The sequence below is a fragment of the Knoellia koreensis genome (assembly GCF_013041615.1).
GTDB lineage: Bacteria > Actinomycetota > Actinomycetes > Actinomycetales > Dermatophilaceae > Pedococcus > Pedococcus koreensis.
Genome location: NZ_JABEPQ010000007.1, coordinates 15,074 through 38,107, shown reverse-complemented (window position 1 = coordinate 38,107; position 23,034 = coordinate 15,074). Strand labels below are relative to the sequence as shown.

Genomic DNA, 23,034 nt, shown 5'->3' with positions numbered 1-23,034 from the left:
CCCGGTGAGTGCCCGAAACCCCGCAGCGCACCCGTCCACCAGCACCGTCGCCCTGGTGCTGCCGAGCCGCATCGCACCGTTCGAGTTCGGCGTCGCGGCCGAGATCTTCGGGTCGCCCCAACGCGACGCGGGCTGGCCGGCCTTCGACTTCCGGGTCTGCACCGACGACCCGGACGTGCCCGTACCGCTGGTGGGGGCCGGCACCCTCACGGCCAGCCACGACCTGTCCGCCGTCGCCGAGGCAGACGTGGTGATCGTCCCGGCAGCACCCCGAATGCCCACTCCCGCAACGGTTTCCGCCGACGTCCTCGCGGCCCTGAGGTCCGCCGCCGACCGCGGCGCCTGGGTCGTCTCGCTGTGCACCGGCGCCTTCGTCCTGGCCGAGGCGGGCATCCTCGACGGGCGCCGCGCGACCACTCACTGGCGGTGGGCAGGCGAGCTCGCCGCGGCATACCCGTCCATCGACGTCGACCCCGACGTCCTGTACGTCCAGGACGGCACGGTCATCACCAGCGCGGGCACGGCCGCGGGCGTCGACGCCTGCCTGCACCTGCTGCGCACCACGCACGGGCCGGCGACGGCGGCGCTCGTCGCGCGTCAGCTCGTCATGCCGCCGCACCGCGAGGGTGGGCAGCGCCAGTTCGTCCGGGCGGCGCTGCCCGAGCCGCGTGGCGACGGCCTCGGCGAGCTGCTCGCGTGGGTGCGCGACCACCTCGAGCAGGAGCACACCCTCGCTGCCCTCGCCGCGCGCGCGGGATGGTCGCAGCGCACGCTGGTGCGCCGCTTCCACGAGCAGACCGGCACGACGGCCGGGCGGTGGATCGCGGGCCAGCGGGTGCTGCGGGCGCAGGAGCTGCTCGAGGGCAGCGACCTGTCGGTCGAGCAGGTCGCGCGGGAGGTCGGGTTCGGCACTGCCGCGCTGCTGCGGCACCACTTCACCCGTGAGGTGGGCGCGACGCCCGCGGCCTACCGTCGGCGCTTCGGCGAGGTGCCGATGCAGACCGGCTGAGTCCGCCCAGCGCCCCTCCCAGCGGGCTGCCAGAGGCGCAGTATGCCGCGCCCCTGGCATCCCTGAACCTTCCACCGCGGGCGGCGGCTCCGGTCGCGGTACCCGCGGGTCGGGCCTACCTTGTCGGCCATGCGCCCCCGCCTCCTTGCGGCCATCGCCGCCGCCACCCTGCTCGCCCCTCTCGCAGCCACCACCGCCGCGGCGGGCGCCACGCCGCCGCCGGAGTTCGGCAATGACTGGGACAACCCCCGCACCGCCGCGCCTCCCGTGCCGGTGCCGGACACCAAGTCCTGCTCGGTGCAGATCGTCGACCACGAGTTCCGCGACTTCGCCGTCTACAGCAACGAGTTCACGCCACCGGCCGCGTGCGGCACGAGGTGGTCGGCGGTGCGGCTGCGGATGGAGGGCGCGGTCGCGGGTCGCCAGTTCGACCGGCTCGGCTGGCTCGACGTGGGCGGCGTGCGGGTCCTCACCACCTCCACCCCGGAGCCCAGCCCCGACGGCATCACCTGGCACGTCGAGAAGGACCTCACCGAGCTCGCGCCGCTGTTCACCACCAGGCAGCAGGTGCAGATGTCCATCGGCAACGTCGTCAACGAGACCTACACCGGCGTTCTCGACGTCCAGGTCTGGCTCGACTTCTACCAGCCCGGCGATGGGCGCGGACCGGCCAAGACCGCCGACCGGGTGCTCCCCCTGGCCGACAGCCGGCGTGAGGACACCGACCTGGTCGGCTCGATTACGCTGCCGCGCAACACCACCCAGGTCGCGGCCGACGTGTTCGCCACCGGCTCCGGCGGCGGGTGCGAGGAGTTCTGGGACACCAGCGCCCCGGCGAGCACCGGCTACTCGTGCTCGGACGGCCTGCCCTACCGCGAGGTCGACGTCACCATCGACGGCAAGCTCGCCGGCACCGCCCTGCCCTACGCCGTGATCTACACCGGCGGTTGGTCGAACCCGTTCCTCTGGTACACCATCCCGTCGCCGAACGCCTTCGACATCCCGCCGCTGCGCTACGACCTCACTCCCTTTGCGGGCCTGCTCAATGACGGCCGGGCCCACGACGTCAGGATCTCGGTCGCCGGGGTCCCGGCAGGGCAGAGCGGCTGGACCCTCGCGCCACGGTTCCGGGTCTGGACCGACCCGGACCGCGAGGTCGTCACCGGCGGCCTCACCAAGCTCCAGGCACCCGCGGCGTCCATCGACAGCACCGTCACCGGCGCGGGCGACAAGGCGGGCTCGGTCGTCCTCGGCGCCCGGCGATCCTTCACCGCCTCCGGTTGGCTCGACACGTCCAAGGGCCGGGTCACGACCACCGTCCAGCGCGACCTCACCAACGACAGCGACCACCGCTGGACCGACGACGAGGCCGACGACGTCCTCAAGGCCACCTGGCGTGACCGGTCGACCAGCACCGTCACCACGGCGAACGGCAAGCCCAGCGTCACCACCGAGGACCTGCGCTACGCCAAGGACGGCACCCTCGGGTTCCACCCCCACCCCGGCATCGACGGCGCCTACGACGTGACCGGTGACATCACCATCACCTACGCCCAGGACTCCACGGCCATGCGCTTCGGCCGCACCGTCCTCAACCGGTCGATGAGCGACACCTACGACGGCAAGGCCTCGTGGGTCTACAACGTGCCGCGCGACCAGCGTCACGGCATGGCCACCACGAACGAGTCCTACCGCCTCACCGGTGACCCGCTGCTCGGCTGCTACTCGCGCGACCTCACCTCGGTCAACGGCACCTTCACCGTCGACCGCACCGGCTGCTAGGCCGGGCGCCTCGGTCACCCCGCGGTCACGCCGGTGTCACGTCTCGACAACGGCGTCGACCGCGGGGTGCCTCCCCCGGCGCCCGCGCTCCTACGCTCGCCGGGTATGGAGCCGGACGAACTCGCGCGCCGCTACGCGTTCCTCGTCGCCACCGTGGAGGTCGAGGCCCTTCGCGGCGCGCACGAACGCGCGCTGGCGGCAGCACCGGTCGAGCACCGCCACCTCGTGCTGGTGGCCCTGCGGGACGAGTGCCTGACGGGTGAGCGCCTGACACCCGAGCTCGTGTCCCGCCTCGCGCGGTTGCTGGTCGCAGCCGAGCGCCGCCGTGCGGGGACCGTCCTCGACTCCATTCCGACCGACGTGCGAATCTCCTTGCAGCGCAACGTGATCAGTACGTTGGCCTGGGACGAGTCGACGTATGCCGCGTGGGAGCCGCCCCCACCACCACTGGAGGATGAGCTGCCTCCGCTGAGCACCGGGTGGGAGGGCATCGACGACAACCAGGTCATCCGGTTCACGCACCACAGCCAAGAGGTCATCGGCGGTCGTCAGGCGGTGTTCACGCGCCGGCGCGGCTGAGCCGTGCGGCCTGCCGGGTCAGGTGGTCGCGCTCGGCCGCGTTGGTCGCTGCACGTGCTGCTGCGGCATACAGGCCCCTCGCCTTCGCGAGGTCGCCCGCGCGTTCGTGCAGGTATGCCGCGACGGCGTCGCGCCGGGGCACGTCACCCGGGACGTCCGCGAGCGCCTTGAGCCCCATGAGCGGACCGTCGGCCTCACCCACGGCCACGGCCCGGTTGAGGGCGACGACGGGGGAGTCGGTGAGCGCGGTCAGCTCGTCGTACCACTCGAGCACCTGGGGCCAGTCGGTCTCCTCAGCCGTCCGGGCGTCGGCGTGCAGGGCCGCGATGGCCGCCTGCGCCTGGTACTCACCCAGCCGGTCGCGCGCCAGCGCAACCTGGAGCACGTCGACGCCCTCGGCGATGAGCGCGGTGTCCCACAGTGAGCGGTCCTGCTCGGCCAGCGGCACCAGCGCACCGGTGGCGTCGCGCCGGGCCGGTCGGCGGGCGTGGTGCAGCAGCATCAGCGCCAGCAGCCCGGCGACCTCCGGCTCATCGCTGACCCGCGCCAGCTGGCGGGTCAGCCGGATCGCCTCGGCCGCGAGGTCGACCGACCCGCCGTAGCCCTCGTTGAAGACGAGGTAGAGCACGGTGAGGACCGACCGAAGGTCACCCGGCTCGTTGAGGCGGGCACCGTCCACCGTCCGCTTGGCGCGCGAGATCCGTTGCGCCATGGTCGATTCCGGCACGAGGTAGGCCTGGGCGATCTGCTTCGTCGTCAGCCCGCCGACGGCCCGCAGCGTCAGAGCCACCGCCGACGCCGGGGTCAGGGCAGGGTGGCAGCACAGGAAGTAGAGCAGCAGCGTGTCGTCCGCCTGCTCGGTCGGGCCGGGCGCGGGCTCGTCCAGCTCGCGCTCCTCGCGGCGGCGACGCGCCACCTCCGAGCGGTGCGCGTCGATGAACTTGCGCCACGCCACGGTGACGAGCCAGCCCTTGGGCTCACGCGGCATACCTCCCGGCAGGTCCGGCCACGCGGCAACGGCCTCGACCATCGCCTCCTGCACGGCGTCCTCGGCCGCGGCGAAGTCGGCGCCGCGACGGACGAGGACACCGAGCACCTGCGGCGTGAGGTCCCGCAGCGCGACCTCGACCTCGGTCATCAGTCGGTGACCGACGGCGCCTCGCGCTCGAGGAACGGGCGCACCTCGATCCACTCCTGGATGGGCTCACCCCCGGGCCCCGGGGCGGCCGACAGGAAGGCCGCGGCCTCGTAGGCCCGCTCCTGGGAGTCGACGTCGATGATCATCCAGCCGGCGATGAGGTCCTTGGTCTCCGCGAACGGCCCGTCGGTCACCGGCGGCCGGCCCTCACCGTCGAACCGGACGAAAGTCCCCTCGGGGCGCAGCGCCTGCCCGGAGACGAACTCGCCGCGCTCGCGCAGGGTGTCGGCGACGTGGTCCATGAACGCGATGTGGTCGTCGACCTCCTGCGGCGTCCACGTCTCCATCGGGGGCAGCTGGCCCTTGCCGGTCTGCGCGTGCGAGCTGCGGTAGTGCTTGAGCAACAGGTACTTCGCCATGGTGGCTCTCCTTGGTCGGGATGGTCGGTGGCCGACGGGTTCGGCCGCCATCACCCCCGGGACGGAGCCGACCCGTCGTTCTCGACATGCCTGTCGAACCAGCGCACGAAGTCGTCCATCACCTCGTCGCGGTTGGTCTCGTTGAGGACCTCGTGCCGCCCTTCCGGCCAGAACCGCACCTGCACGTCGCGCACCCCGAGCCGGGTCAGCTGGCCCGCCACCCGTTCCACGCCCTTGCTGTTGTCGCCCACCGGGTCGAGTGACCCCGACACGAGGTAGACGGGCAGGTCCTTGGGGATGCGGCCGACCTCGGCGTCGTTGTTGATGCGGGCGAGCGCCGGCAGGAGGTCGGCGAAGAAGCCGGCGGTGAAGACGTTGCCGGAGTCGGGGTCGGCGATGTACTTGTCGACCTCGGCCTCGTCGCGCGACAGCCAGTCGAACTTGGTGCGGGTGGGCTTGAACGCCTTGCCGTACTGCCCGAACGTCAGCGAGTCCATGAGCCCGCTGACGTGGCGCCGTCCGCGCAGGCGCGCCTGCGTCGCGGCGAGTATGCCGCCGACCTTGCCGAGCAGCCCCGGGTCACCGGCCGTGCCCGACAGCACCAGCCCGTCGAGGCGGTCCCCGTCGGAGATGGCGTAGGCGCGGCTGACGAACGAGCCCATGCTGTGGCCGAAGAGGAAGAACGGGAGCCCGGGGTTCTCCTCCCGGGCGTGGTCACCAACGAGGCCCAGGTCGGCGACCACCGTGTCGAAGCCGTCCCGGTCGGCGAAGTAGCCCTTGTCGCTGTCCGCGCGGGCCGTCCGGCCGTGGCCGCGGTGGTCGCTGGCGTAGACGGCATACCCGGCGTCGGTCAGCCGCTGCGCGAACCGGTCGTACCGGTCGGAGTGCTCGGCCATGCCGTGGGCGATCTGCACGACCGCCTTGGGGTCACCGGCAGGGAGCCAGCGGTTGACGTGGAGCTGGGTGCCGTCGCCGGTGGCGATGGTGAACGTGTCGTGGGTGCTCACGGGAGCCATCGTGCCATCGCCGGCGGCATCGCGAGGGCGACCTAGCGACCCCAGTCCTGGATCGTCAGCGAACCGAGCGTGCTGGGCTTGGCCTGGTGGAGCCCGCCGCTGTCCTTGACCTCGTTGCCCTTGGTCTTGACCTTGGGCTTCGCCTTGGTCTTGGCGGGCTTGGTCTTCGCAGCCTTGGCCTTCGCCTTGGTCTTGGCGGGCTTGGCGGGCTTGGCGGGCTTGGCAGCCTTCGCCGCCTTGGCAGCCTTCGCGGCCTTGCCCGGCTTGGCCGGCGTGGTCGTGACCTGCGCCTTCGCCGTGCCCCTGCCGGTCGGCGTGGCCGTGCTGGTCCGGGTCGACGCGGTCACGCCGGTCTTGCCCTTGGCCTTCGTCTTCGCGTTGCCCTTGGCCTTGCCGTTGCCCTTGCCGGCGCTGCCGGTGACCGACTCGGACCCGCTCGTGCTGCCGGACCCGCTGGTGGTCACGGTCGCGGGCCCGGGGGTGGGTGCGGGCTTCGCGGAGGCGGGGCGCTGGCCGGGCAGCCGGCCCTGGTTGGTGGCGCGGTCGTCGACGAGGCGCACCGCCGCACTCGCGGGGCTGCCGACCACCGGCGCGGACGTCGAGGTCATGGCGGGCGTGTTGCTGCCCACGGCACTGGTGCTGCTCGGGCCGGGCGTGGCGGGCAGCGCCGAGGCGGCGTTCTGGTGCACCTGCGGGCTGGACGTGCCACCGGTGGGCGTGGCCTGGGCCGCGAGCTCGACGGTCTGCTTCTGCACGATCGTCTCGTGGCCCAGCAGGCCGGCGGCGACGACGATCGCGAGGGCACCGGTGCCGATGCGCGCGCCGGCGAGCGCGAGGGGACGAAGCCGCAGCGGCTTGGTCACGCCGTAGCGGTCGGTCCACTGCACGCCGTCCCAGTACCGCTGGCCGACCCCACCGTCGGGGTCCCGGTACCACCCTGCAGGGCGATTCTCACGCAACGGTTTTCCTCGGGTCGTCGTGGGGGGAACTGCGCCGACTTTAGGAGTCTCATGCCGTTTCATGCCATATCCGTAACCAAAAACCAGCCGAACGGATGAGGCCTTTGGCTTGCGGGCGATCCGCGCGTCTGTCATCACGCGCGAACGCGAGAGGCCCTCGTATGCCGGCCGGCCGGCATACGAGGGCCTCGTGCATCTCCCAGCCCGGCTGGGAGGGGTGTCGTGTCAGGCGGCGACCGTGGCGCCCTGGGCCACCGGCGCGAGCGCGGTCTCGACGACGTCGGCCACGTCCTCGGCGAGGTGGATCGTCAGCGCCTCGCGCACCGTCTCCGGGACGTCGTCCAGGTCGGGCTCGTTGCGCTTGGGGATGATCACCTCGGTGAGGCCGGCGCGGTGGGCGGCGAGCAGCTTCTGCTTGACGCCACCGATGGGCAGGACCCGCCCGGTGAGCGAGACCTCGCCGGTCATGCCGACCTCGGTGCGCACCTCACGCCCGGTGAGGAGCGAGGCGAGCGCGGTCGTCATGGTGACGCCGGCGCTCGGGCCGTCCTTGGGGACCGCCCCGGCGGGGAAGTGCACGTGGACGGTGTGGTCGGCCAGTGGGCTGGTGTCGAGGCCGAGGCGTTCGCCGTTGGCGCGCAGGTAACCCAGCGCGATCGCGGCGGACTCCTTCATCACGTCACCGAGCTGGCCGGTGAGGGTGAGACCGGGCTTGCCCGGCATCATGGCGACCTCGACGTAGAGCACGTCTCCACCGGCACCGGTGACCGCCAATCCCGTTGCGACACCAGGGATTCCGTCGGGCCGGGCCGCTTCGGGCTCGAACCGCGGACGGCCCAGGTAGTCGGTCACGTCGTCGACGGTCACGCCGACCGGCGTGGTCACGTCCTGCTCCATGGCGAGCTTCGTCGCGACCTTGCGCAGCACCTTGGCGACGGACCGCTCGAGCTGCCGCACGCCCGCCTCGCGGGTGTACGAGGACGCGAGCAGGTGCAGCGCCTCGTCCTCGATGGCCACGTCGTCGGTCGTCAGGCCCGCCCGCTCGAGCTGACGCGGCAGCAGGTGGTCGCGGGCGATCGAGACCTTCTCGTCCTCGGTGTAGCCGTCGAGCCGCACGACCTCCATCCGGTCCAGCAGGGGACCGGGGATGGTCTCGGCGACGTTGGCCGTCGCGAGGAACACCACGTCGGACAGGTCGAGGTCGAGCTCGAGGTAGTGGTCGCGGAAGGTGTGGTTCTGCGCCGGGTCGAGCACCTCGAGCAGGGCCGCAGCCGGGTCGCCGCGGTAGTCCGAGCCGACCTTGTCGATCTCGTCGAGCAGCACGACCGGGTTCATCGAGCCGGCCTCCTTGATGGCGCGGACGATGCGGCCGGGCAGTGCGCCGACGTAGGTGCGGCGGTGACCCCGGATCTCGGCCTCGTCACGGACGCCACCCAGGGCGACCCGGACGAACTTCCGACCGAGCGCGCGGGCGACGGACTCGCCGAGCGAGGTCTTGCCCACGCCGGGCGGGCCGACGAGGGCGAGCACGGCACCCGAGCCACGACCGCCGACGACCTGCATCCCGCGCTGCTCGCGGCGGGCGCGGACGGCGAGGTACTCCACGATCCGGTCCTTCACGTCGTCGAGGCCGCTGTGGTCGGTGTCGAGGACCTCGCGGGCCGCAGTGATGTCGGTCGTGTCGTCGGTGCGCTCCGACCAGGGCAGGTCGAGCACGGTGTCGAGCCAGGTGCGGATCCAGCCGGTCTCGGGCGACGCCTCGGGGGAGCGCTCCATCCGGTCGGCCTCGCGCAGAGCGGCCTCGCGGACGGCCTCGGGCAGGTCAGCCGCCTCGATGCGGGTGCGGTAGTCGACGCTGGCGTCGGCGTCACCGTCGCCGGTGAGCTGGCCGAGCTCCTTGCGGATGGCGGCGAGCTGCTGGCGCAGGACGTACTCGCGCTGGGTCTTCTCCATCCCCTCGCGGACGTCCTCGCGGATCTTGTCGGTCACCTCGACCTCGGCGAGGTAGTCCTTGGCCGTCGTGAGCAGGTCGGCGAGGCGCTCCTCGAGGTCGATGGTCTCCAGCAGCCGCAGCTTGGTCGCGCCGTCGAGCCACGGGGCGTACCCCGCGGAGGCGACGAGCTCGGCCGGCTCGGTCATCCGCTGGACGGCGTCGAGGATCTGCCAGGCACCGCGGCCCTGGAGGATCGAGCTGAGGACGGTCTTGTACTCCGCCGCCAGCTTCTGGGCGCGCTCGCTCGGGGTGGCGCTCTCGTCGATCTCGTCGGCCTCGACCCACAGGGCGGCGCCGGGCCCGACCGTGCCACGGCCGATGGTGGCCCGGTGCAGGGCGCGCAGGACGACCGCCGGCTCGCCGGACGGCATACGCCCGACTCGGGTGACCTCGGCCACGGTGCCGACCACACCGGTGTGCCCGTCGATGCGGGGAACGACGAGGACGTGCTGGTATGCCGCGGGGTCGCGGCTCGTGGACTCGTCACCATCCGTGGACGTGTGGTTGGTGGGGGTGCGGCCGGCGCGGGCGGCATCGAGGGTCGCCTGCGCGCTGGGGTCCAGCTCGACGGGGACGACCATGCCGGGGAGCACGACGACGTCGTCGAGGAACAGGACCGGGAACGTGGCGGCCTGGTCTGCGCCGGCGCCGCCTGCCGGGGTGGTCTGGTTCGTCATGGACCGTGCAACGCCGATTACATGATTACTGTTCCCGAATCTTGAGCCGGGTTCGCTCAGGTTTGGGGGACGCAACGCGCCGTTCCGGGGGTCGCGGCTGGGGCGCGGGTGACGCGCGCGAGGCGGCCACGCGGCATACGCTGCCCTCATGCCCGGCCCGGTGATCGCCTGCCCCCACTGCGGCACCAAGAACCGCCTCCCCCTGGTCGCGAAGGGGACACCGCGGTGCGCGCACTGCAAGCAGCCGCTGCCGTGGCTCGTCGACGCGGGGGACGGCGACTTCGACCAGGTCGTCGACACCAAGGCGCTGGTCGTGGTCGACCTGTGGGCGCCATGGTGTGGCCCGTGCCGGATGATCGCGCCGGTGCTCGAGACCCTCAGCAAGGAGCTCGCGGGACAGGTCAAGGTCGTCAAGGTCAACGTCGACGACTCGCCGCGAATCGCCATGAAGTACAAGGCCCAGAGCATCCCGATGATCCTGCTCATGGACCGCGGGGAGGTCGTCGACACGATCATCGGAGCCCAACCCGCACCCGTGCTGCGCAGCCAGATCACCGGCGCGCTGGACCGGCGCGGCTGACCCCGTGGAGGCCAACGGAGCACGGGGGGAGCTCGACCACCCCGGGCGGGTGCCCCTGCTCGAGGAGCTGCACGCGCGACCCGCGCCCCGTTTCGGGGCCCCGGCCCTGGTGCTGCACCTCGCGCTCGCCCAGCCGGCCGCGGCCGCCGTGCGGGACCGCGGCGACGACGAACGCCAGCTGCGGGCCCTGATCTCGGCGACCGCTGACGCGCTGGACGGCGCGCGGCACCACGTGTTCCGGCGCGGACCGTGGGAGGTGACCTGGGAGAGCCACACCGAGTTCACGTCCTACACCGCGGTGCGGCCCGAGCCTGACGCCGGGAACGGCTCGGGCTTCCCGAGCACCGACCCGTTCGCGGGTGACGCCGCCGACGTCTTCCCGCCCGAGTGGGAAGCGGCCGACCCGGCGACCCGGGTCGCCGCCGTGGCGGTGGCGGTACTGCCCCTGCCGTCGACGCCCGAGCAGGTGGTCGAGCGGGTGTCGGCGTGGCTCGACCCGGGGAGCACCCTCATCACCCGGGTCCTCGGGGGAGCGGCCGTGCTGGCGGGCGACTTCCGGGCGGACCGGCAGGGCTACACGCGGTTCGTGTTGTTCGTGCCACCCGACATCGGCCCCGGTCGCGTCGGGCGCACGGTGCAGCGGGTGGTGGAGCTCGAGACGTACCGGTCGCTGGCGATGCTCGGGTTCGTCGAGAGCCAGCAGCTCGGGACCCGGCTCACCGCCATCGACCCGCAGCTGCTGCACCTCGTCTCCCAGCTCGACGAGCCCGAGCAGCCGGGGGAGCAGCTGCTGCACGAGCTGTTGTCGGTGACCGCCGAGCTCGAGGGGCTGGCGATGGCGCACGACTTCCGGTTCGGGGCGACCGCGGCGTATGCCGCGATCGTCGACGACCGCCTGTCCGGGCTCGCCGAGGAGCGGTTCCTCGGCCGGCAGACGTTGCGCGAGTTCCTCGCCCGGCGCTACCTGCCGGCGATCCGCACGGTGACCTCACTGGAGGAGCGGCTGGGCCGGATGCTCGAACGCGCCGGGCGCGCCGCCGACCTGCTGCGCACCAAGGTCGACGTGGAACGAGCCGCCCAGAACCAGTCACTCCTGCACAGCATGGACGCCCGCGCCGAGACCCAGCTCCAGCTGCAGCACACCGTCGAGGGGTTGTCGGTGGTGGCGATCAGCTACTACGCACTCGGGCTGCTCGGCTACCTGCTCGCGCCCGTCGTCGAGGAGGCCGGCATCTCCAAGGTCTGGCTCATGGCCGCGCTCGCGCCACTGGTCATCCTCGGCACCTGGCTGGGCATGCGACGCGTGCGGGCCCGGATCCACGACCAGGCCCGCACGCCGCCGCACTCCTAGGCGATCCTCCTGGGCGATCCTCCTGGGCGATCCTCCTGGGCGATCTCGGTCAGAGCGGCCGATCCGGGTCGTCGGATACGCGCCGCGAACGACCGGTCGCGTCGATCACCTCGGTGCGCTCGCCCACCTGACCGGCGTGCGTACCAGCTTGGCCCGAGTGGCTGCCGGGGTCCGAACCCTCGTAACGCGCCTTGGCCATCCGCGCCTGCTCAGCCACGCCGGGCGCCTGCTGCACCTGCTCGCGCACCCGGCCGGTCTCCTCCGACATCCGCTGCAGGTACTGCTCCCACCGGGCCTGCATCGGCCGCACCAGGCCACCGCCGACACCGACGATGAGGATCCCGGCAACAGTCGCGAGCACCGCGATCAGCACCGGCATGGTGACGGTCGTGGCGATCCCGACCTGGTTGAGCGCGGCAATCACACCCAGCGCCACGACGAAGACCGCGGCGATCTTCGCCAGCAGGTTGCCGTAGGACAACCCACCCAGCGTCGTCGAGATCAGCTCCTTGACCGCCGTCGCGATCGCCGCCGTGATGACGACGATGATGATCGCCACGATGACCTTGGGCAGGAACGCAATGACCGACGTCAACAGGTCGCTGATCGGGTTCGGCCCAAAGACCCCGAACGCCATCTGCAGGACGAACAACATCAACGCCCAGTAGATGAGCTTCCCCACCAGCGCGGACGCGTCAAAACTGCTGCGGTCCAACGCCTTCTTGATGCCGCCACGCTCCACCGCGCGGTCGAAACCCACGCGCTCGAGCACCTTGTCGACGGCCTTGCCGATCGCCTTGGCGATGAAGTAGCCGATCACCAGGATCAGCAGGAACGCCACCAGCTTCGGGACGAAGGTGGCGATGGTTCTGAAGAAGTCGGTTACTGCATTGGTGAATGAGTCAGCCATGCGAGTTCCTCCTTGCGGTCGGTGCCGGCCGGCACGACGCCCCTGCGGCCCAGCCGGAACCGGACGCGCGCACAGGCCATCGCTGCCGCTGCAACCCCTACCTGTGCCCACCGGGGCGCACCTGAAACGGGCCACACCGCACTTTGTGTATGCCGCGTGCTCACCTCGGCGGGTGCTACGCGCCTCGCTGCGCAGCTCGGGGTTGGGCAGCTCGGGCGTTGCCCTCGCCTGTGCGCAAGGGGGGAGCCGTCGTCTGCGGACCAGCTCGTACCTCGCTGGGCCGCAGACTCCTCCCATATCCCGCGTGCCTGATTGAACGAAGAAGGACCCGACGAAAAAGCGTGTCGGGTCCTTCTTCGTTCAGTGCGCAAGGGGGGATTTGAACCCCCACGCCCGTAAGGACACTGCCACCTGAAGACAGCGCGTCTGCCGTTCCGCCACTTGCGCGTGGACCGGGACATTCTGGCGCACCAGCACGCCGAACTCCAAACCGGCCGGTTCCACCCGCACGGCCTACGCGGACCTCCCACGCCAGCCGGTTACGATCGGTGGCCGGACCACGCTGCCTGCCGCACGAGAGGAGTCGCCGCGATGGGGCTGTTCGACCGCGTCGAGAAGAAGCTCGAGCGCGCCGTCAACGGTGCCTTCGCGCGCGCCTTCAAGTCCGAGGTACAGCCGGTCGAGATCGCCAGCGCCATCCGCCGCGCCATGGACGACCGCGCCGCAGTCATGGGCCGCGGCCGAACCATCGTCCCCAACCTGTTCACGGTCGAGCTGTCCGACACCGACTACGACCGGCTCGGCGGCTACGACGAGGAGCTCGAGGACGAGCTGATCGCCGCCGCGCAGGAGCACGCCGAGTCCCAGCGCTACCAGCCGGGTGGCCCGATCCAGGTCGCCTTCGCCAGCGCCAACGACCTCGAGACCGGCGTCTTCCGCCTCCGCACGTCCACCGCGCGTCGCCCCGGCGGCGCGTCCAGCCGCCAGGGCGAGAGCGGGTATGCCGCGCCGGCACCGCCCGCACGCGTCGCACCGCCGGTGGCCACGCGGCATACCGACGACGACGGGTTGGAGGCGACGCAGGCGCAGCAGCCGGTCGCACCGCCCAAGCCGCCCAGACGGGTCAACCCCGCCGACCGGCCGTGGCTCGACGTCGACGGCGAGCGCTACCCCTTGATGGGCGCGATCACGGTCCTGGGCCGCGACGACAGCGCCGACATCATCCTCGACGACCCGGGAATCTCCAGGCGGCACAGCGAGATTCGCGTGACCAACGACGGCCCCCACCTCGTCGCCAGCATCCGCGACCTGGGGTCGACCAACGGCACCTTCCTCAACAGCGAGCGCATCAGCTCGGGCCGCCTGTCCGACGGGGACCGGATCACGGTGGGCCGCACCTCTGTCACCTACCGCGCCGGTCGGCGGTGACGTCCCCACATGAGTGAACTCACCCTCACGATCATCCGGCTCGGCCTCCTCGCGCTCCTGTGGATCTTCGTCTTCAGCGTCGTCGGCGTGCTGCGCGGCGACATCTACGGCACCCGGGTGGTGACGCGCTCCTCGCGCCAGTCGCGTCGCGCGGCCGAGCGACCCCAGGCCGCGCCGGCGCCTGCTGCCCGCAATGACCGCGGTGGCCGCAGTGACCGCGGACGACGCTCGGGCGGCGGCAACGCCCCGCGTTCGCTGCTCGTCACCCAGGGCTCGCTGACCGGGACCGCCCTGCCACTGCGCGAGTCCGGCACCGTCATCGGCCGCAACCCCGAGTCCGCGCTCGTGCTCGACGACGACTTCGCCAGCGGTCGCCACGCCCGCATCTTCGTGCGCGACGGCGCCTGGTACGTCGAGGACCTCGGCTCCACCAACGGCACGTGGCTGGGCAACGACCGGCTCACCGAACCGACCCCCGTCCAGGCAGGCAGCACGCTGCGGATCGGCAAGACCGTCATCGAGCTGCGGCGGTAGGCGACCTCGACGATGGCCTTCGCGTTCAACTACGCCGCGCGATCGGACGTGGGCATGGTCCGCTCGGAGAACCAGGACTCCGGGTATGCCGGCCCGCGCCTGCTCGCAATGGCCGACGGCATGGGTGGCCACGCCGGTGGCGACATCGCGTCGTCCGTCGTGATCGGCTCGCTCGTCGACCTGGACGACGAGGCGCCCGGCAGCTCGGAGGCGAGTCGCGCTCTGCTGCAACGGATTTCGTCGGCCAACCACGAGCTGTCCGACATGGTCAAGCAGGACCCGTCGCTGCACGGGATGGGCACCACGCTCATCGCGATCCTGCGCGCGCAGAACAAGCTGGTCGTCGCCCACATCGGCGACTCGCGGGCATTCCTCGTCCGCGACGGCGAGGTCAACCAGATCACCAAGGACCACTCGTTCGTCCAGAGCCTCGTCGACGAGGGCCGCATCACCCCCGAGGAGGCCATCGGCCACCCGCAGCGCTCGCTCGTGACGAGGGTCCTCACCGGCGCACCCGACGACGAGCCCGACATCACGGTGCGCGAGGCCCGCGACGGCGACCGCTACCTCATCGCCTCCGACGGGCTCACCGACTACGTCGCCGCCGACACCGTCGCCGAGGTGCTGACGGCCGGCGAGGCCCCCGGGCCCACTGCCGACCGGCTGGTGCAGCTCGCCCTCAAGGCCGGCGCCCCGGACAACGTCACCATCGTCATCGGTGACGTGATCGACGCGACCCGGGCCGAGAAGGCCACGACCCAGCCGCAGGTCGTCGGCGCCGCCGCGGTCCGCTCCCGCCGTGGCACGCGCCCGATCCCGGTGACCCCGGCCGAGAAGGCTGCGGCCCTCACCCGTGAGGCCACCGGGTCCGACGACGACGAGGACGACCCCGAGGAGGTCCGCCTCGCCGAGGACGGGCCCGCCGGACCGGGACGCTGGCTGCGTCGCATCGCCGTGCTCGTGGTGGCCCTCATCGTCATCGGCGGTGGGGCGTATGCCGCGTGGACATGGACGCAGCGGCAGTGGTTCGTCGGTGAGGACAACGGCACCGTGGCGATCTACCAGGGGGTCTCGCAGGACCTCGGCCCGGTCAAGCTGTCGCACGTCGAGGAGTCCTCGAGCGTGCGGGTCAGCGACCTGCCCGACTTCTACCGCACGCGGGTCCAGGACACCGTGACCGCCGACACCCTGGCCGACGCCCAAGCGGTCGTCGAGCAGCTGCGCTCCGAGGCCTCACGCTGCGCCGTCGCGCGGGCGCTCGGCGAACAGTGCGCCTCCGGCCCGGGGTCCACCCCCTCGCCGACCACGACGACACCGACTCCCTCCACGACCACGTCGACCACCGTCCCGTCGCCGACGAGCCCGACGAGCCCGCCCAGCCCGACCAGCCCCACCAGCAGCACGCGATGAACCCGTTATGAGCACCGTCTCCAGCCACCCGCCCCGCACCCGCCGCAACGTCGAGCTGGTGCTGTTGCTGCTGGCCGTCGGCATCGTCGTGCTGGCCTACGTCAACGTCTCGCTGGCGGTGAACAACGAGGTGCCCGCCGGGCTCACCACGCAGGTCGTGGGCCTGCTGGTGCTCGCGGTCGGGTTCCACCTGGTCCTGCGCTTCAAGGCGTCGTATGCCGACCCGGTGATGCTGCCGATCGCCACCCTGCTCAACGGGCTCGGTCTGGTGATGATCCACCGGCTCGACCTTGCCGCCGGTCGCAGCATCGGCGAGGCCCAGGGCACGCGTCAGCTCATGTGGAGCGCCCTGTCGGTCGTCATCGCGGCCGGGGTGCTGTGGTTCCTGCGCGACCACCGCGTGCTGCGGCGCTACACCTTCACCGCCGGCGCCGTCGCGTTCGTCCTGCTCCTGCTGCCGTTGCTGCCCGGCATCGGCCGCACCGTCTACGGCTCGCGCATCTGGATCGGTTTGGGGCCGTTCACCTTTCAGCCCGGTGAGGTCGCGAAGATCGTGCTGGCGGTGTTCTTCGCCGGCTACCTCGTGCAGACCCGCGACGCCCTGAGCCTGGCCGGCCGCAAGGTCCTCGGGTTCACCTTCCCCCGGGCCCGTGACCTCGGCCCGATCCTCGTCGCGTGGATCCTCAGCCTCGGAATCCTGGTCTTCGAGACCGACCTGGGTTCCTCGCTGCTGCTGTTCGGCCTGTTCGTCGTGATGCTCTACGTCGCCACCGAGCGCATCTCGTGGATCGCGATCGGCCTCGCCCTGTTCAGCGTCGGCGCCTACGTGGCCTACCTGCTCTTCGGGCACGTGCAGCAGCGCGTGCAGTTCTGGCTCGACCCGTTCTCGCCGGACACCCTCGCCGTCTCCGACCAGCTCGCCAAGGGCCTCATGGGCATGGCGGCCGGTGGGCTCCTCGGCACCGGGCTCGGCCGCGGCCGCCCCTACCTCACGCCGTTCGCCGAGTCGGACTACATCATCCCCAGCTTCGGTGAGGAGCTTGGGTTGGTCGGCCTGTTCGCGATCCTCATGCTCTACGTGCTGCTCGTCGAGCGCGGCCTGCGGACGGCACTCGGTGTGCGTGACGGGTTCGGCAAGCTGCTCGCGGCGGGGCTGGCGTTCTCGGTGGCGCTGCAGTGCTTCGTCGTCGTCGGCGGCGTCACCCGGGTCATCCCGCTCACCGGTCTGACCATGCCGTTCCTGTCGGCCGGCGGCTCCTCGCTGCTCGCCAACTGGTCGCTCGTCGCCCTGCTCCTGCGCATCAGCGACCAGGCCCGCCGGCCGGTCGCCGAGGTGCGCAGCGGTCCCAACGCGACGAACGACGCACCGACCGAGGTGGTGGCCGTGCGATGAACGCACCGATCCGCCGCATCTCCACCCTGGTCGCACTGCTGTTCGCCGCGCTGCTGCTCTCCTCGACGTGGATCCAGTTCGTCCAGGCCAAGGAGCTGCAGGAGCGCCCGGACAACCGGCGCACCCTGCTCGCCAACTACGCCCGCGAGCGCGGACAGATTCTCGTGGGCGGCAACCCCATTGCCCGCTCGGTGCCGTCCGACGACGAGCTGAAGTGGCTGCGCACCTACCCGGGCAAGGACCTCTACTCGCACATCACGGGCTACTACTCGTTCACCTACGGTGCGGGCGGCGGCATCGAGGGTGCCGAGGACGCGCTCCTGTCCGGTTCGTCCGACAAGCTGTTCTACCGCCGGGTGACCGACATCCTCACCGGCAAGGAGCAGTCCGGCGCCAGCCTCGAGCTCACCATCAACGCCAAGGCGCAGGCCGCCGCCGACAAAGCGCTCGGCAACCAGCGGGGTGCCGTCGTGGCCCTCGACCCGAAGACCGGCGCCATCCTCGCGATGGTCAGCCACCCGGCATACGACCCCTCCGTCCTGAGCAGCCACGACACCGCCAAGGTGCAGGCCGCCTGGAAGGAGCTCAACGCCGACAAGAGCCGGCCCATGGTCAACCGCGCGATCGCCGGCAACCTCTACCCGCCCGGGTCGACGTTCAAGGTCGTCACGGCCGCGGCTGCCCTCGAGTCGGGCAAGTTCACCGAGGAGAGCTCGATCCCCGGACCGGCCACGCTCGACCTGCCGCTCACGACGACCAACCTGCCCAACGACTTCCCCGGTGCGTGCGGCCCGAACAACCGCGTCACCCTCACCCGCGCCCTCGAGATCTCGTGCAACACGGCGTTCGGGTGGCTTGGCATGGAGCTCGGCGCGGACGAGTTCCGTTCGCAGGCAGCGAAGTTCGGCATCGGCGACCGCATCTCCGTCCCCATGACGGTGACGCCGAGCAGCGTTCCGGCCGAGCTCAACGCCCCCCAGCTGGCGCAGTCCGCAATCGGCCAGTACGACGTGCGGATGACGCCCCTCCAGGTCGCGATGATCTCCGCGGGCGTCGCCAACAACGGCATCGTCATGAAGCCCTACCTCGTCGGCAGGGTCACGTCCTCCGACCTCGAGACGATCGACGAGGCCAGCCCCGAGCAGATGTCGCAGGCCGTGTCCGCCGACACCGCCGGTGCGCTGACGCGGATGATGCAGAAGGTCGTGGAGAGCGGCACCGGCACTGCGGCGCAGATCAGTGGCGTGTCCGTGGCCGGCAAGACCGGCACCGCCCAGCAGGGGCCGGGTCAGCCGCCGCACGCGTGGTTCACGGGGTTCGCGCCCGCTGACGACGCGAAGGTTGCCGTGGCCGTCGTGGTCGAGGACGGCGGCACCGCGGGCAACGAGGCGGCCGGTGGCCGGGTGGCCGCGCCCATCGCCAAGGCTGTGATGGAAGCGGTGCTGGGCCGATGACACACGGGCAAACGGCATACGGGAAAGGGAATTCCGGGGACAGGTGCAGGACGACGCAGGGACGGGCAACGATGCGCAGGGGCATGCGATGACAGGGCCGCGGATGCTGGGCGGTCGCTACGAGGTGGGTGAGCTCATCGGTCGTGGCGGCATGGCCGAGGTGCACCTGGGGCACGACACGAGGCTGGGCCGACCGGTCGCGATCAAGATGCTGCGCTCGGACCTCGCGCGCGACGCGACGTTCCTCTCGCGCTTCCGCCGCGAGGCGCAGTCGGCCGCCGGGCTCAACCACGCCTCGATCGTGGCCGTCTACGACTCCGGCGAGGACAAGATCACCGACGCCGGGGGCGCCACCGTCCCGGTGCCCTACATCGTCATGGAGTACGTCGACGGCAAGACGCTGCGCGAGGTGCTGAACGAGCGCGCGCCGCTGGAGGCGACCGAGGCAGCCCGCATCACCGAGGGCATCCTCGACGCGCTCGCCTACAGCCACCGGATGGGCATCGTCCACCGTGACATCAAGCCGGCCAACGTGATGATCGGCCGGCACGGCGAGATCAAGGTGATGGACTTCGGCATCGCCCGCGCCGTCGCCGACACCAACGCCACGATGACCCAGACGCAGGCGGTCATCGGCACGGCGCAGTACCTCTCACCCGAGCAGGCGCAGGGCCAGCACGTCGATGCCCGCTCCGACCTCTACTCCACCGGGTGCCTGCTCTTCGAGCTGCTCACCGGCCGCCCGCCGTTCCAGGCCGACTCGCCGGTGGCCATCGCCTACCAGCACGTCGGCCAGCAGCCGCCGCGGCCGTCCTCGCTCAACCCCGACATCCCGGCGGCCTTCGACGCGGTCGTGCTGCACGCGCTCGCCAAGGACCGCGAGGCCCGCTACCAGGACGCCACCGCCTTCCGTGCGGACCTTCAGGCGGCGCGGCTCGGGCGCCCCATCAGCGACGCCGCGCGCGGCACGGCCGCTGCTGCTGGGGCGGACGCGACGGTCGCGCTGGCCCCCGCGAGCGCCGCGGCCGCCACGACCGTCCTCCCTGCCGGGGCGGGGTATGCCGGCCAGCCGGCCGGGGGTGGGAACGGCAACACCGCGACCCTCCCGGCCGTGGGCCACGACCCGGACGACGAGCCCAAGAAGCGGCGCGGCTTCATGTACGTGCTGTTGGTGGCGGCCGTCCTCGGCGCCCTCGTGGTGCTGGGGTTGTTCGGCCGGTCCCTGTTGGACGGTGGCGACAAGCCGCAGCAGCAGGTGGCCGTGCCGAGCGTCGTCAACAAGCCGGTGGAGACGGCCCAGGCCGAGATCCGCGCGGCCGGCCTGAAGCCGGAGACCAACGAGGTCAACAGTCCCAAGGACGTGGGCACGGTCGTGGACCAGAGCCCCGGTGGCGCCGAGATGGTCGCGCCCGGCAGCGTGGTCAGCCTCAGCGTGTCGATCGGGCCGGACACGGTCGACCTGCCCGACCTCAAGGGTTACGACCAGGAGGAGGCCAAGACGACCCTGACCAACCTCGGGCTCAAGGTCGCCGCGTCGAACAAGGAGGTGGACGACTCAGGTGTCGACAAGGGCAAGGTCGTCTCGACCTCGCCCGCCGCGGGCGAGACCGTGGCGGTGGGTTCGACGGTGACGCTGAGCGTGTCCTCGGGCAAGGTGAGCGTGCCGGACCTGCAGGGCCGCACGCGCAGCGACGCATCGGACGACCTCAACGCCAAGAGCCTCAACGTCAAGACAGTGTTCAAGGAGAGCAGCGAGCCGGAGAACACCGTCATCGCCCAGAGCATCAAGGCGGGCACCAAGGTCGACGAGGGCACGACCGTGACGATCACGGTGGCCCAGCCCCCGCCGCCGACACCCACCACGACGGCGACCCCGTCGACGACGACCACGACGCCGCCGCCCACCCCGAGCACGACCACCACGACGCCGACCGGCCCGGCCAGCACCCCGACCACCGGCCAGACCCCCTGACGGCGCACCCGCAATCCGGGGGTTGCGTGCACGAAACGGGTGTTCTGAACCCCCGTTTCGTGTCAGCAACCCCCGTTTTGCGAGGGGGTGACGCCGCAGTCGGGGCGCCGCCGTCAGCTGCCGGCGGCGACGGCGCGGGCGACGCCCTCGGCGTCCCGCACGAGCGGGCTGAGCCCGGCCGAGCGCTCCACGGCCCCGGTGAGGCCGCACAGCTCGAGCCAGTTGGCGAGGATGCGGTGACCGCCGTGGGTGAGGACGCTCTCGGGGTGGAACTGCACGCCGTGCAACGGCAGGTCGCGGTGCCGGGCGGCCATGATGACGCCGGACTCGGTGTGCCCTGTCGGGACCAGCACGTCCGGCACGGTCGACGGCTCGATGGTCAGGGAGTGGTAGCGGGTCGCGGTGAACGGCGACGGCAGCCCGGCCAGCACGCCGGTGCCGTCGTGGGCCACCTGCGAGGTCTTGCCGTGCAACAGCTCCGGCGCACGCCCGACCGTGGCACCGCACACGACCCCGAGCGCCTGGTGCCCCAGGCAGACGCCGATCATCGGCTGCGAGCGCTCGGCACACGCCTCGATCATGGCCATCGACACCCCGGCCTCCTCGGGTGTGCCCGGCCCGGGCGACACCAGCACCCCGTCGAAGTCGGCACCGTCAGCGGGGCCGACCGCGTCGTTGCGCACGACCTCGCACTCGGCGCCGAGCTGCTGGAGGTAGCCGACGATCGTGAAGACGAACGAGTCGTAGTTGTCGACGACCAGCACCCGCGTCATCGCGCACCACCCGCGGCGGCACCGGCCGCACGGGCCGCACCCGAGGTGTCGACCGTGTTGTCGTTGAACGGCATGTACGGCGCCACGTGCGGGAACACCCACAGGAACAGCACCGCGACCACGGCCGCCACGAGCACCAGCGCGATCAGCGCCCGCACGACGAGGGGACCGGGCAGCGCCCGCCAGATCGCGGCATACAACATCTCTCAGGCCCCCTTCGGGACGGCGAGGGTGCCGGCCGGCAGGCCCTTGGCACGTGGGTAGGACTTCTCGAGCTGGGCGAAGACGATGTACCGCTGGGCGGCGCTGTACTTGGGGTGGCAGGCCGTCATCGTCATCCACCGCTCGGTCGGCTTGGCACCGGGCTTGTCCGGCACGGGGGCGATGACCTCGACCGCGGTCGGCAGCACGATCTTGTGGCTGCGCACGACGTAGACGAAGTAGGTCGTCTTCGTCTCGACGACCACCTTGTCACCCGGCTGCAGCTTGTCGATGTCATGGAACGGCCGCCCGTACGTCGTGCGGTGGCCGGCCACGGCGAAGTTGCCGACGACGCCCGGCAGCGCGGTGTCCTTGTAGTGCCCGACACCCTCGTCGAGGATGTCCAGGCTCGTGCCCTCGAGCACCGGGCGGGCGTAGTCGGCCCCCAGCCGCGGGATCCGCAGGATCGCGAACGCCTCACCGAACGGCACGGCCTTGGGCTTCTCGTTCGCGCTGGCCGGCGCGGGCCGGCTGAACTCGCGGTCGAGCCGGGCGATCGTCTGGTCCTGCACCCTGTTGGCGGTGACGTCGGTCCACCACAGCTGCCAGGCGACGAAGAGCAGCAGCACCAGCCCGGCGGTCACGAGCAGGTCGCCGACGACGCCGAGCGACCAGCGCAGCGCCTTCACGCGCCGGCCTTCGCGTAGTGCAGCGCGGTGGAGCCGGCATACGCCGGGAAGGTCACGTCGGGAAGGGTCTGGACGTCATAGCCCAGACCGAGGGCGTCGACGTACTCGCGGTAGATCTGCACCGTCCTGCTTTCGTCGAGCGCCCGTTGCAGCGCCTGCGGGTCGCCCATCGCCCGGATGCGGTAGGGCGGGGAGTAGACCCGGCCCTGGAGGATGAGCGTGTTGCCGACGCAGCGCACGGCGCTGGTGGAGATGACCCGCTGGTCCATCAGCATCATCGCCTCGGCCCCGCCCTTCCACAGCGCGTTGACCACCGCCTGAACGTCCTGCTGGTGCACGACGTAGGAGTCCAGCGAGATGCCGTCGGGCAGCGGGTCCGGGACGATCTTGGCGTCGTTGAGGCTGACCTCGACAACCGAGCCACGCACCGACTCGGTGCCAGCGGCGAGCGCCAGCGAGTCGGCCTTGCGCGACAGCTGGGTGACCCGCAGGTCGCCGGGTGCCTGCTGGCTGCTCAGCCGGTCGACCTCGGAGCGGACCTGCCCCAGCCGCTGCCCCGCGAGGGTGTTCTGCCGGGTCTCGGAGCGGATCAGCCCGGGCAGGTCGCCACCGGAGGCCCGCAGGTCGGTGCCCTTGGCCGTGGTGGCGCTGGTCGCGAACAGCACCCCGGCCGCGACGGCCACCAGCGGCACGACCGCCGACCAGAAGGTGGGTCGACGCGTCAACCACGTCAGCTGTTGGCCCACCATGGCACTACGCTAAGGCAC

At 71.6% G+C, this 23,034-nt stretch carries 21 protein-coding genes and 1 tRNA gene; 11 read left to right on the top strand and 11 right to left on the bottom strand.

All coding sequences use genetic code 11. From position 1 onward, the window contains the following. Positions 1 to 4 precede the first annotated feature (4 nt). The 3 genes from HJG52_RS19650 (at position 5) to HJG52_RS19640 (ending at position 3,370) form a co-directional block, all read left to right on the top strand. The gene (locus HJG52_RS19650) at positions 5 to 1,009 is read left to right on the top strand and encodes a helix-turn-helix domain-containing protein (protein WP_171245341.1); all 1,005 of its coding nucleotides are present in this window, start codon (positions 5 to 7) and stop codon (positions 1,007 to 1,009) included. A gap of 129 nt (positions 1,010 to 1,138) precedes the next feature. Next, positions 1,139 to 2,791, top strand: a complete 1,653-nt coding sequence (locus tag HJG52_RS19645) for a peptide-N4-asparagine amidase (RefSeq protein ID WP_171245340.1) — start codon at positions 1,139 to 1,141, stop codon at positions 2,789 to 2,791. 105 nt (positions 2,792 to 2,896) lie between these two features. Continuing rightward, positions 2,897 to 3,370 carry a hypothetical protein gene (locus HJG52_RS19640; RefSeq protein WP_171245339.1) on the top strand — a complete coding sequence of 158 codons (474 nt, stop codon included), beginning with the start codon at positions 2,897 to 2,899 and terminating at the stop codon, positions 3,368 to 3,370. Here the strand turns inward: HJG52_RS19640 and HJG52_RS19635 are convergent. The 5 genes from HJG52_RS19635 to lon form a co-directional block, all read right to left on the bottom strand. Beyond that, positions 3,351 to 4,508, bottom strand: a complete 1,158-nt coding sequence (locus tag HJG52_RS19635; RefSeq protein ID WP_171245338.1) for an RNA polymerase sigma factor — start codon at positions 4,506 to 4,508, stop codon at positions 3,351 to 3,353. The two genes, HJG52_RS19640 and HJG52_RS19635, sit on opposite strands and share 20 nt — an antisense overlap. Next, the gene (locus HJG52_RS19630; protein WP_171245337.1) at positions 4,508 to 4,927 is read right to left on the bottom strand and encodes a YciI family protein; all 420 of its coding nucleotides are present in this window, start codon (positions 4,925 to 4,927) and stop codon (positions 4,508 to 4,510) included. Before HJG52_RS19630 ends, HJG52_RS19635 begins: the two co-directional genes overlap by 1 nt. Positions 4,928 to 4,977: 50 nt before the next feature. Continuing rightward, on the bottom strand, positions 4,978 to 5,934 hold the full coding sequence (locus tag HJG52_RS19625) for an alpha/beta hydrolase (protein ID WP_346767867.1): 957 nt from the start codon (positions 5,932 to 5,934) through the stop codon (positions 4,978 to 4,980). A gap of 41 nt (positions 5,935 to 5,975) precedes the next feature. Further along, positions 5,976 to 6,902: a DUF2510 domain-containing protein gene (locus HJG52_RS19620; protein WP_171245335.1), complete on the bottom strand. Its 927-nt coding sequence runs from the start codon at positions 6,900 to 6,902 to the stop codon at positions 5,976 to 5,978. A gap of 225 nt (positions 6,903 to 7,127) precedes the next feature. Beyond that, on the bottom strand, positions 7,128 to 9,572 hold the full coding sequence (gene lon, locus HJG52_RS19615) for an endopeptidase La (protein ID WP_171245334.1): 2,445 nt from the start codon (positions 9,570 to 9,572) through the stop codon (positions 7,128 to 7,130). A 148-nt stretch (positions 9,573 to 9,720) separates the two neighbouring features. Between lon and trxA the strand changes: the two genes are divergently transcribed. Further along, positions 9,721 to 10,152, top strand: coding sequence for a thioredoxin (gene trxA, locus HJG52_RS19610; RefSeq protein WP_171245333.1), 432 nt, complete (start codon positions 9,721 to 9,723; stop codon positions 10,150 to 10,152). A gap of 4 nt (positions 10,153 to 10,156) precedes the next feature. Beyond that, positions 10,157 to 11,503, top strand: coding sequence for a DUF3422 family protein (locus tag HJG52_RS19605; RefSeq protein WP_171245332.1), 1,347 nt, complete (start codon positions 10,157 to 10,159; stop codon positions 11,501 to 11,503). A 49-nt stretch (positions 11,504 to 11,552) separates the two neighbouring features. On the opposite strand, the gene HJG52_RS19600 is transcribed toward HJG52_RS19605, so the two are convergent. Together HJG52_RS19600 and HJG52_RS19595 are read right to left on the bottom strand one after the other, a co-directional pair. After that, positions 11,553 to 12,413 carry a mechanosensitive ion channel family protein gene (locus HJG52_RS19600; protein WP_171245331.1) on the bottom strand — a complete coding sequence of 287 codons (861 nt, stop codon included), beginning with the start codon at positions 12,411 to 12,413 and terminating at the stop codon, positions 11,553 to 11,555. Positions 12,414 to 12,777: 364 nt separating this feature from the next. Further along, positions 12,778 to 12,860, bottom strand: a tRNA-Leu gene (locus HJG52_RS19595). 144 nt (positions 12,861 to 13,004) lie between these two features. On the opposite strand from HJG52_RS19595, the gene HJG52_RS19590 reads away from it, so the two are divergent. The 6 genes from HJG52_RS19590 to pknB all read left to right on the top strand — a co-directional run bounded on the left by HJG52_RS19590 (position 13,005) and on the right by pknB (position 20,604). Beyond that, positions 13,005 to 13,841, top strand: a complete 837-nt coding sequence (locus HJG52_RS19590) for an FHA domain-containing protein (RefSeq protein WP_171245330.1) — start codon at positions 13,005 to 13,007, stop codon at positions 13,839 to 13,841. Positions 13,842 to 13,850: 9 nt separating this feature from the next. Further along, entirely contained in the window at positions 13,851 to 14,375 is a 525-nt protein-coding gene (locus tag HJG52_RS19585; protein ID WP_171245329.1) for an FHA domain-containing protein FhaB/FipA, read from the top strand. 12 nt (positions 14,376 to 14,387) lie between these two features. Further along, a complete protein-coding gene (locus HJG52_RS19580; protein WP_171245328.1) occupies positions 14,388 to 15,785 on the top strand; it encodes a PP2C family protein-serine/threonine phosphatase in 1,398 nt (465 codons plus the stop codon). A gap of 7 nt (positions 15,786 to 15,792) precedes the next feature. Continuing rightward, positions 15,793 to 17,178, top strand: coding sequence for an FtsW/RodA/SpoVE family cell cycle protein (locus HJG52_RS19575; RefSeq protein ID WP_171245327.1), 1,386 nt, complete (start codon positions 15,793 to 15,795; stop codon positions 17,176 to 17,178). Next, positions 17,175 to 18,632 (top strand): peptidoglycan D,D-transpeptidase FtsI family protein, encoded by a 1,458-nt coding sequence (locus HJG52_RS19570; RefSeq protein WP_171245326.1) that lies wholly within the window; start codon positions 17,175 to 17,177, stop codon positions 18,630 to 18,632. Before HJG52_RS19575 ends, HJG52_RS19570 begins: the two co-directional genes overlap by 4 nt. An 88-nt stretch (positions 18,633 to 18,720) precedes the next feature. Continuing rightward, a complete protein-coding gene (gene pknB, locus HJG52_RS19565) occupies positions 18,721 to 20,604 on the top strand; it encodes a Stk1 family PASTA domain-containing Ser/Thr kinase (RefSeq protein WP_240978281.1) in 1,884 nt (627 codons plus the stop codon). Positions 20,605 to 20,717: 113 nt separating this feature from the next. On the opposite strand, the gene HJG52_RS19560 is transcribed toward pknB, so the two are convergent. Genes HJG52_RS19560 through HJG52_RS19545 form a run of 4 tightly spaced genes read right to left on the bottom strand, consistent with a single transcriptional unit; the run spans position 20,718 to position 23,016 of the window. After that, positions 20,718 to 21,377, bottom strand: a complete 660-nt coding sequence (locus tag HJG52_RS19560) for an aminodeoxychorismate/anthranilate synthase component II (RefSeq protein ID WP_171245325.1) — start codon at positions 21,375 to 21,377, stop codon at positions 20,718 to 20,720. Next, a complete protein-coding gene (locus HJG52_RS19555) occupies positions 21,374 to 21,580 on the bottom strand; it encodes a hypothetical protein (RefSeq protein WP_240978280.1) in 207 nt (68 codons plus the stop codon). Before HJG52_RS19555 ends, HJG52_RS19560 begins: the two co-directional genes overlap by 4 nt. A 3-nt stretch (positions 21,581 to 21,583) precedes the next feature. Beyond that, complete coding sequence (locus HJG52_RS19550; RefSeq protein ID WP_346767865.1) at positions 21,584 to 22,267, bottom strand: class E sortase; 684 nt, start codon at positions 22,265 to 22,267, stop codon at positions 21,584 to 21,586. After that, positions 22,264 to 23,016 (bottom strand): DUF881 domain-containing protein, encoded by a 753-nt coding sequence (locus HJG52_RS19545; RefSeq protein ID WP_171245324.1) that lies wholly within the window; start codon positions 23,014 to 23,016, stop codon positions 22,264 to 22,266. The genes HJG52_RS19550 and HJG52_RS19545 overlap by 4 nt, the downstream gene beginning before the upstream one ends. Positions 23,017 to 23,034 lie beyond the last annotated feature (18 nt).

Coding starts and splice junctions, on each gene's coding strand:
- HJG52_RS19645 (WP_171245340.1), top strand. CDS start 1,139: ATGCGCCCCCGCCTCCTTGCGGCCATCGCCGCCGCCACCCTGCTCGCC.
- HJG52_RS19640 (WP_171245339.1), top strand. CDS start 2,897: ATGGAGCCGGACGAACTCGCGCGCCGCTACGCGTTCCTCGTCGCCACC.
- HJG52_RS19635 (WP_171245338.1), bottom strand. CDS start 4,508: ATGACCGAGGTCGAGGTCGCGCTGCGGGACCTCACGCCGCAGGTGCTC.
- HJG52_RS19630 (WP_171245337.1), bottom strand. CDS start 4,927: ATGGCGAAGTACCTGTTGCTCAAGCACTACCGCAGCTCGCACGCGCAG.
- lon (WP_171245334.1), bottom strand. CDS start 9,572: ATGACGAACCAGACCACCCCGGCAGGCGGCGCCGGCGCAGACCAGGCC.
- trxA (WP_171245333.1), top strand. CDS start 9,721: ATGCCCGGCCCGGTGATCGCCTGCCCCCACTGCGGCACCAAGAACCGC.
- HJG52_RS19600 (WP_171245331.1), bottom strand. CDS start 12,413: ATGGCTGACTCATTCACCAATGCAGTAACCGACTTCTTCAGAACCATC.
- HJG52_RS19590 (WP_171245330.1), top strand. CDS start 13,005: ATGGGGCTGTTCGACCGCGTCGAGAAGAAGCTCGAGCGCGCCGTCAAC.
- HJG52_RS19585 (WP_171245329.1), top strand. CDS start 13,851: ATGAGTGAACTCACCCTCACGATCATCCGGCTCGGCCTCCTCGCGCTC.
- HJG52_RS19580 (WP_171245328.1), top strand. CDS start 14,388: ATGGCCTTCGCGTTCAACTACGCCGCGCGATCGGACGTGGGCATGGTC.
- HJG52_RS19575 (WP_171245327.1), top strand. CDS start 15,793: ATGAGCACCGTCTCCAGCCACCCGCCCCGCACCCGCCGCAACGTCGAG.
- HJG52_RS19570 (WP_171245326.1), top strand. CDS start 17,175: ATGAACGCACCGATCCGCCGCATCTCCACCCTGGTCGCACTGCTGTTC.
- pknB (WP_240978281.1), top strand. CDS start 18,721: ATGACAGGGCCGCGGATGCTGGGCGGTCGCTACGAGGTGGGTGAGCTC.
- HJG52_RS19560 (WP_171245325.1), bottom strand. CDS start 21,377: ATGACGCGGGTGCTGGTCGTCGACAACTACGACTCGTTCGTCTTCACG.
- HJG52_RS19555 (WP_240978280.1), bottom strand. CDS start 21,580: ATGTTGTATGCCGCGATCTGGCGGGCGCTGCCCGGTCCCCTCGTCGTG.
- HJG52_RS19545 (WP_171245324.1), bottom strand. CDS start 23,016: ATGGTGGGCCAACAGCTGACGTGGTTGACGCGTCGACCCACCTTCTGG.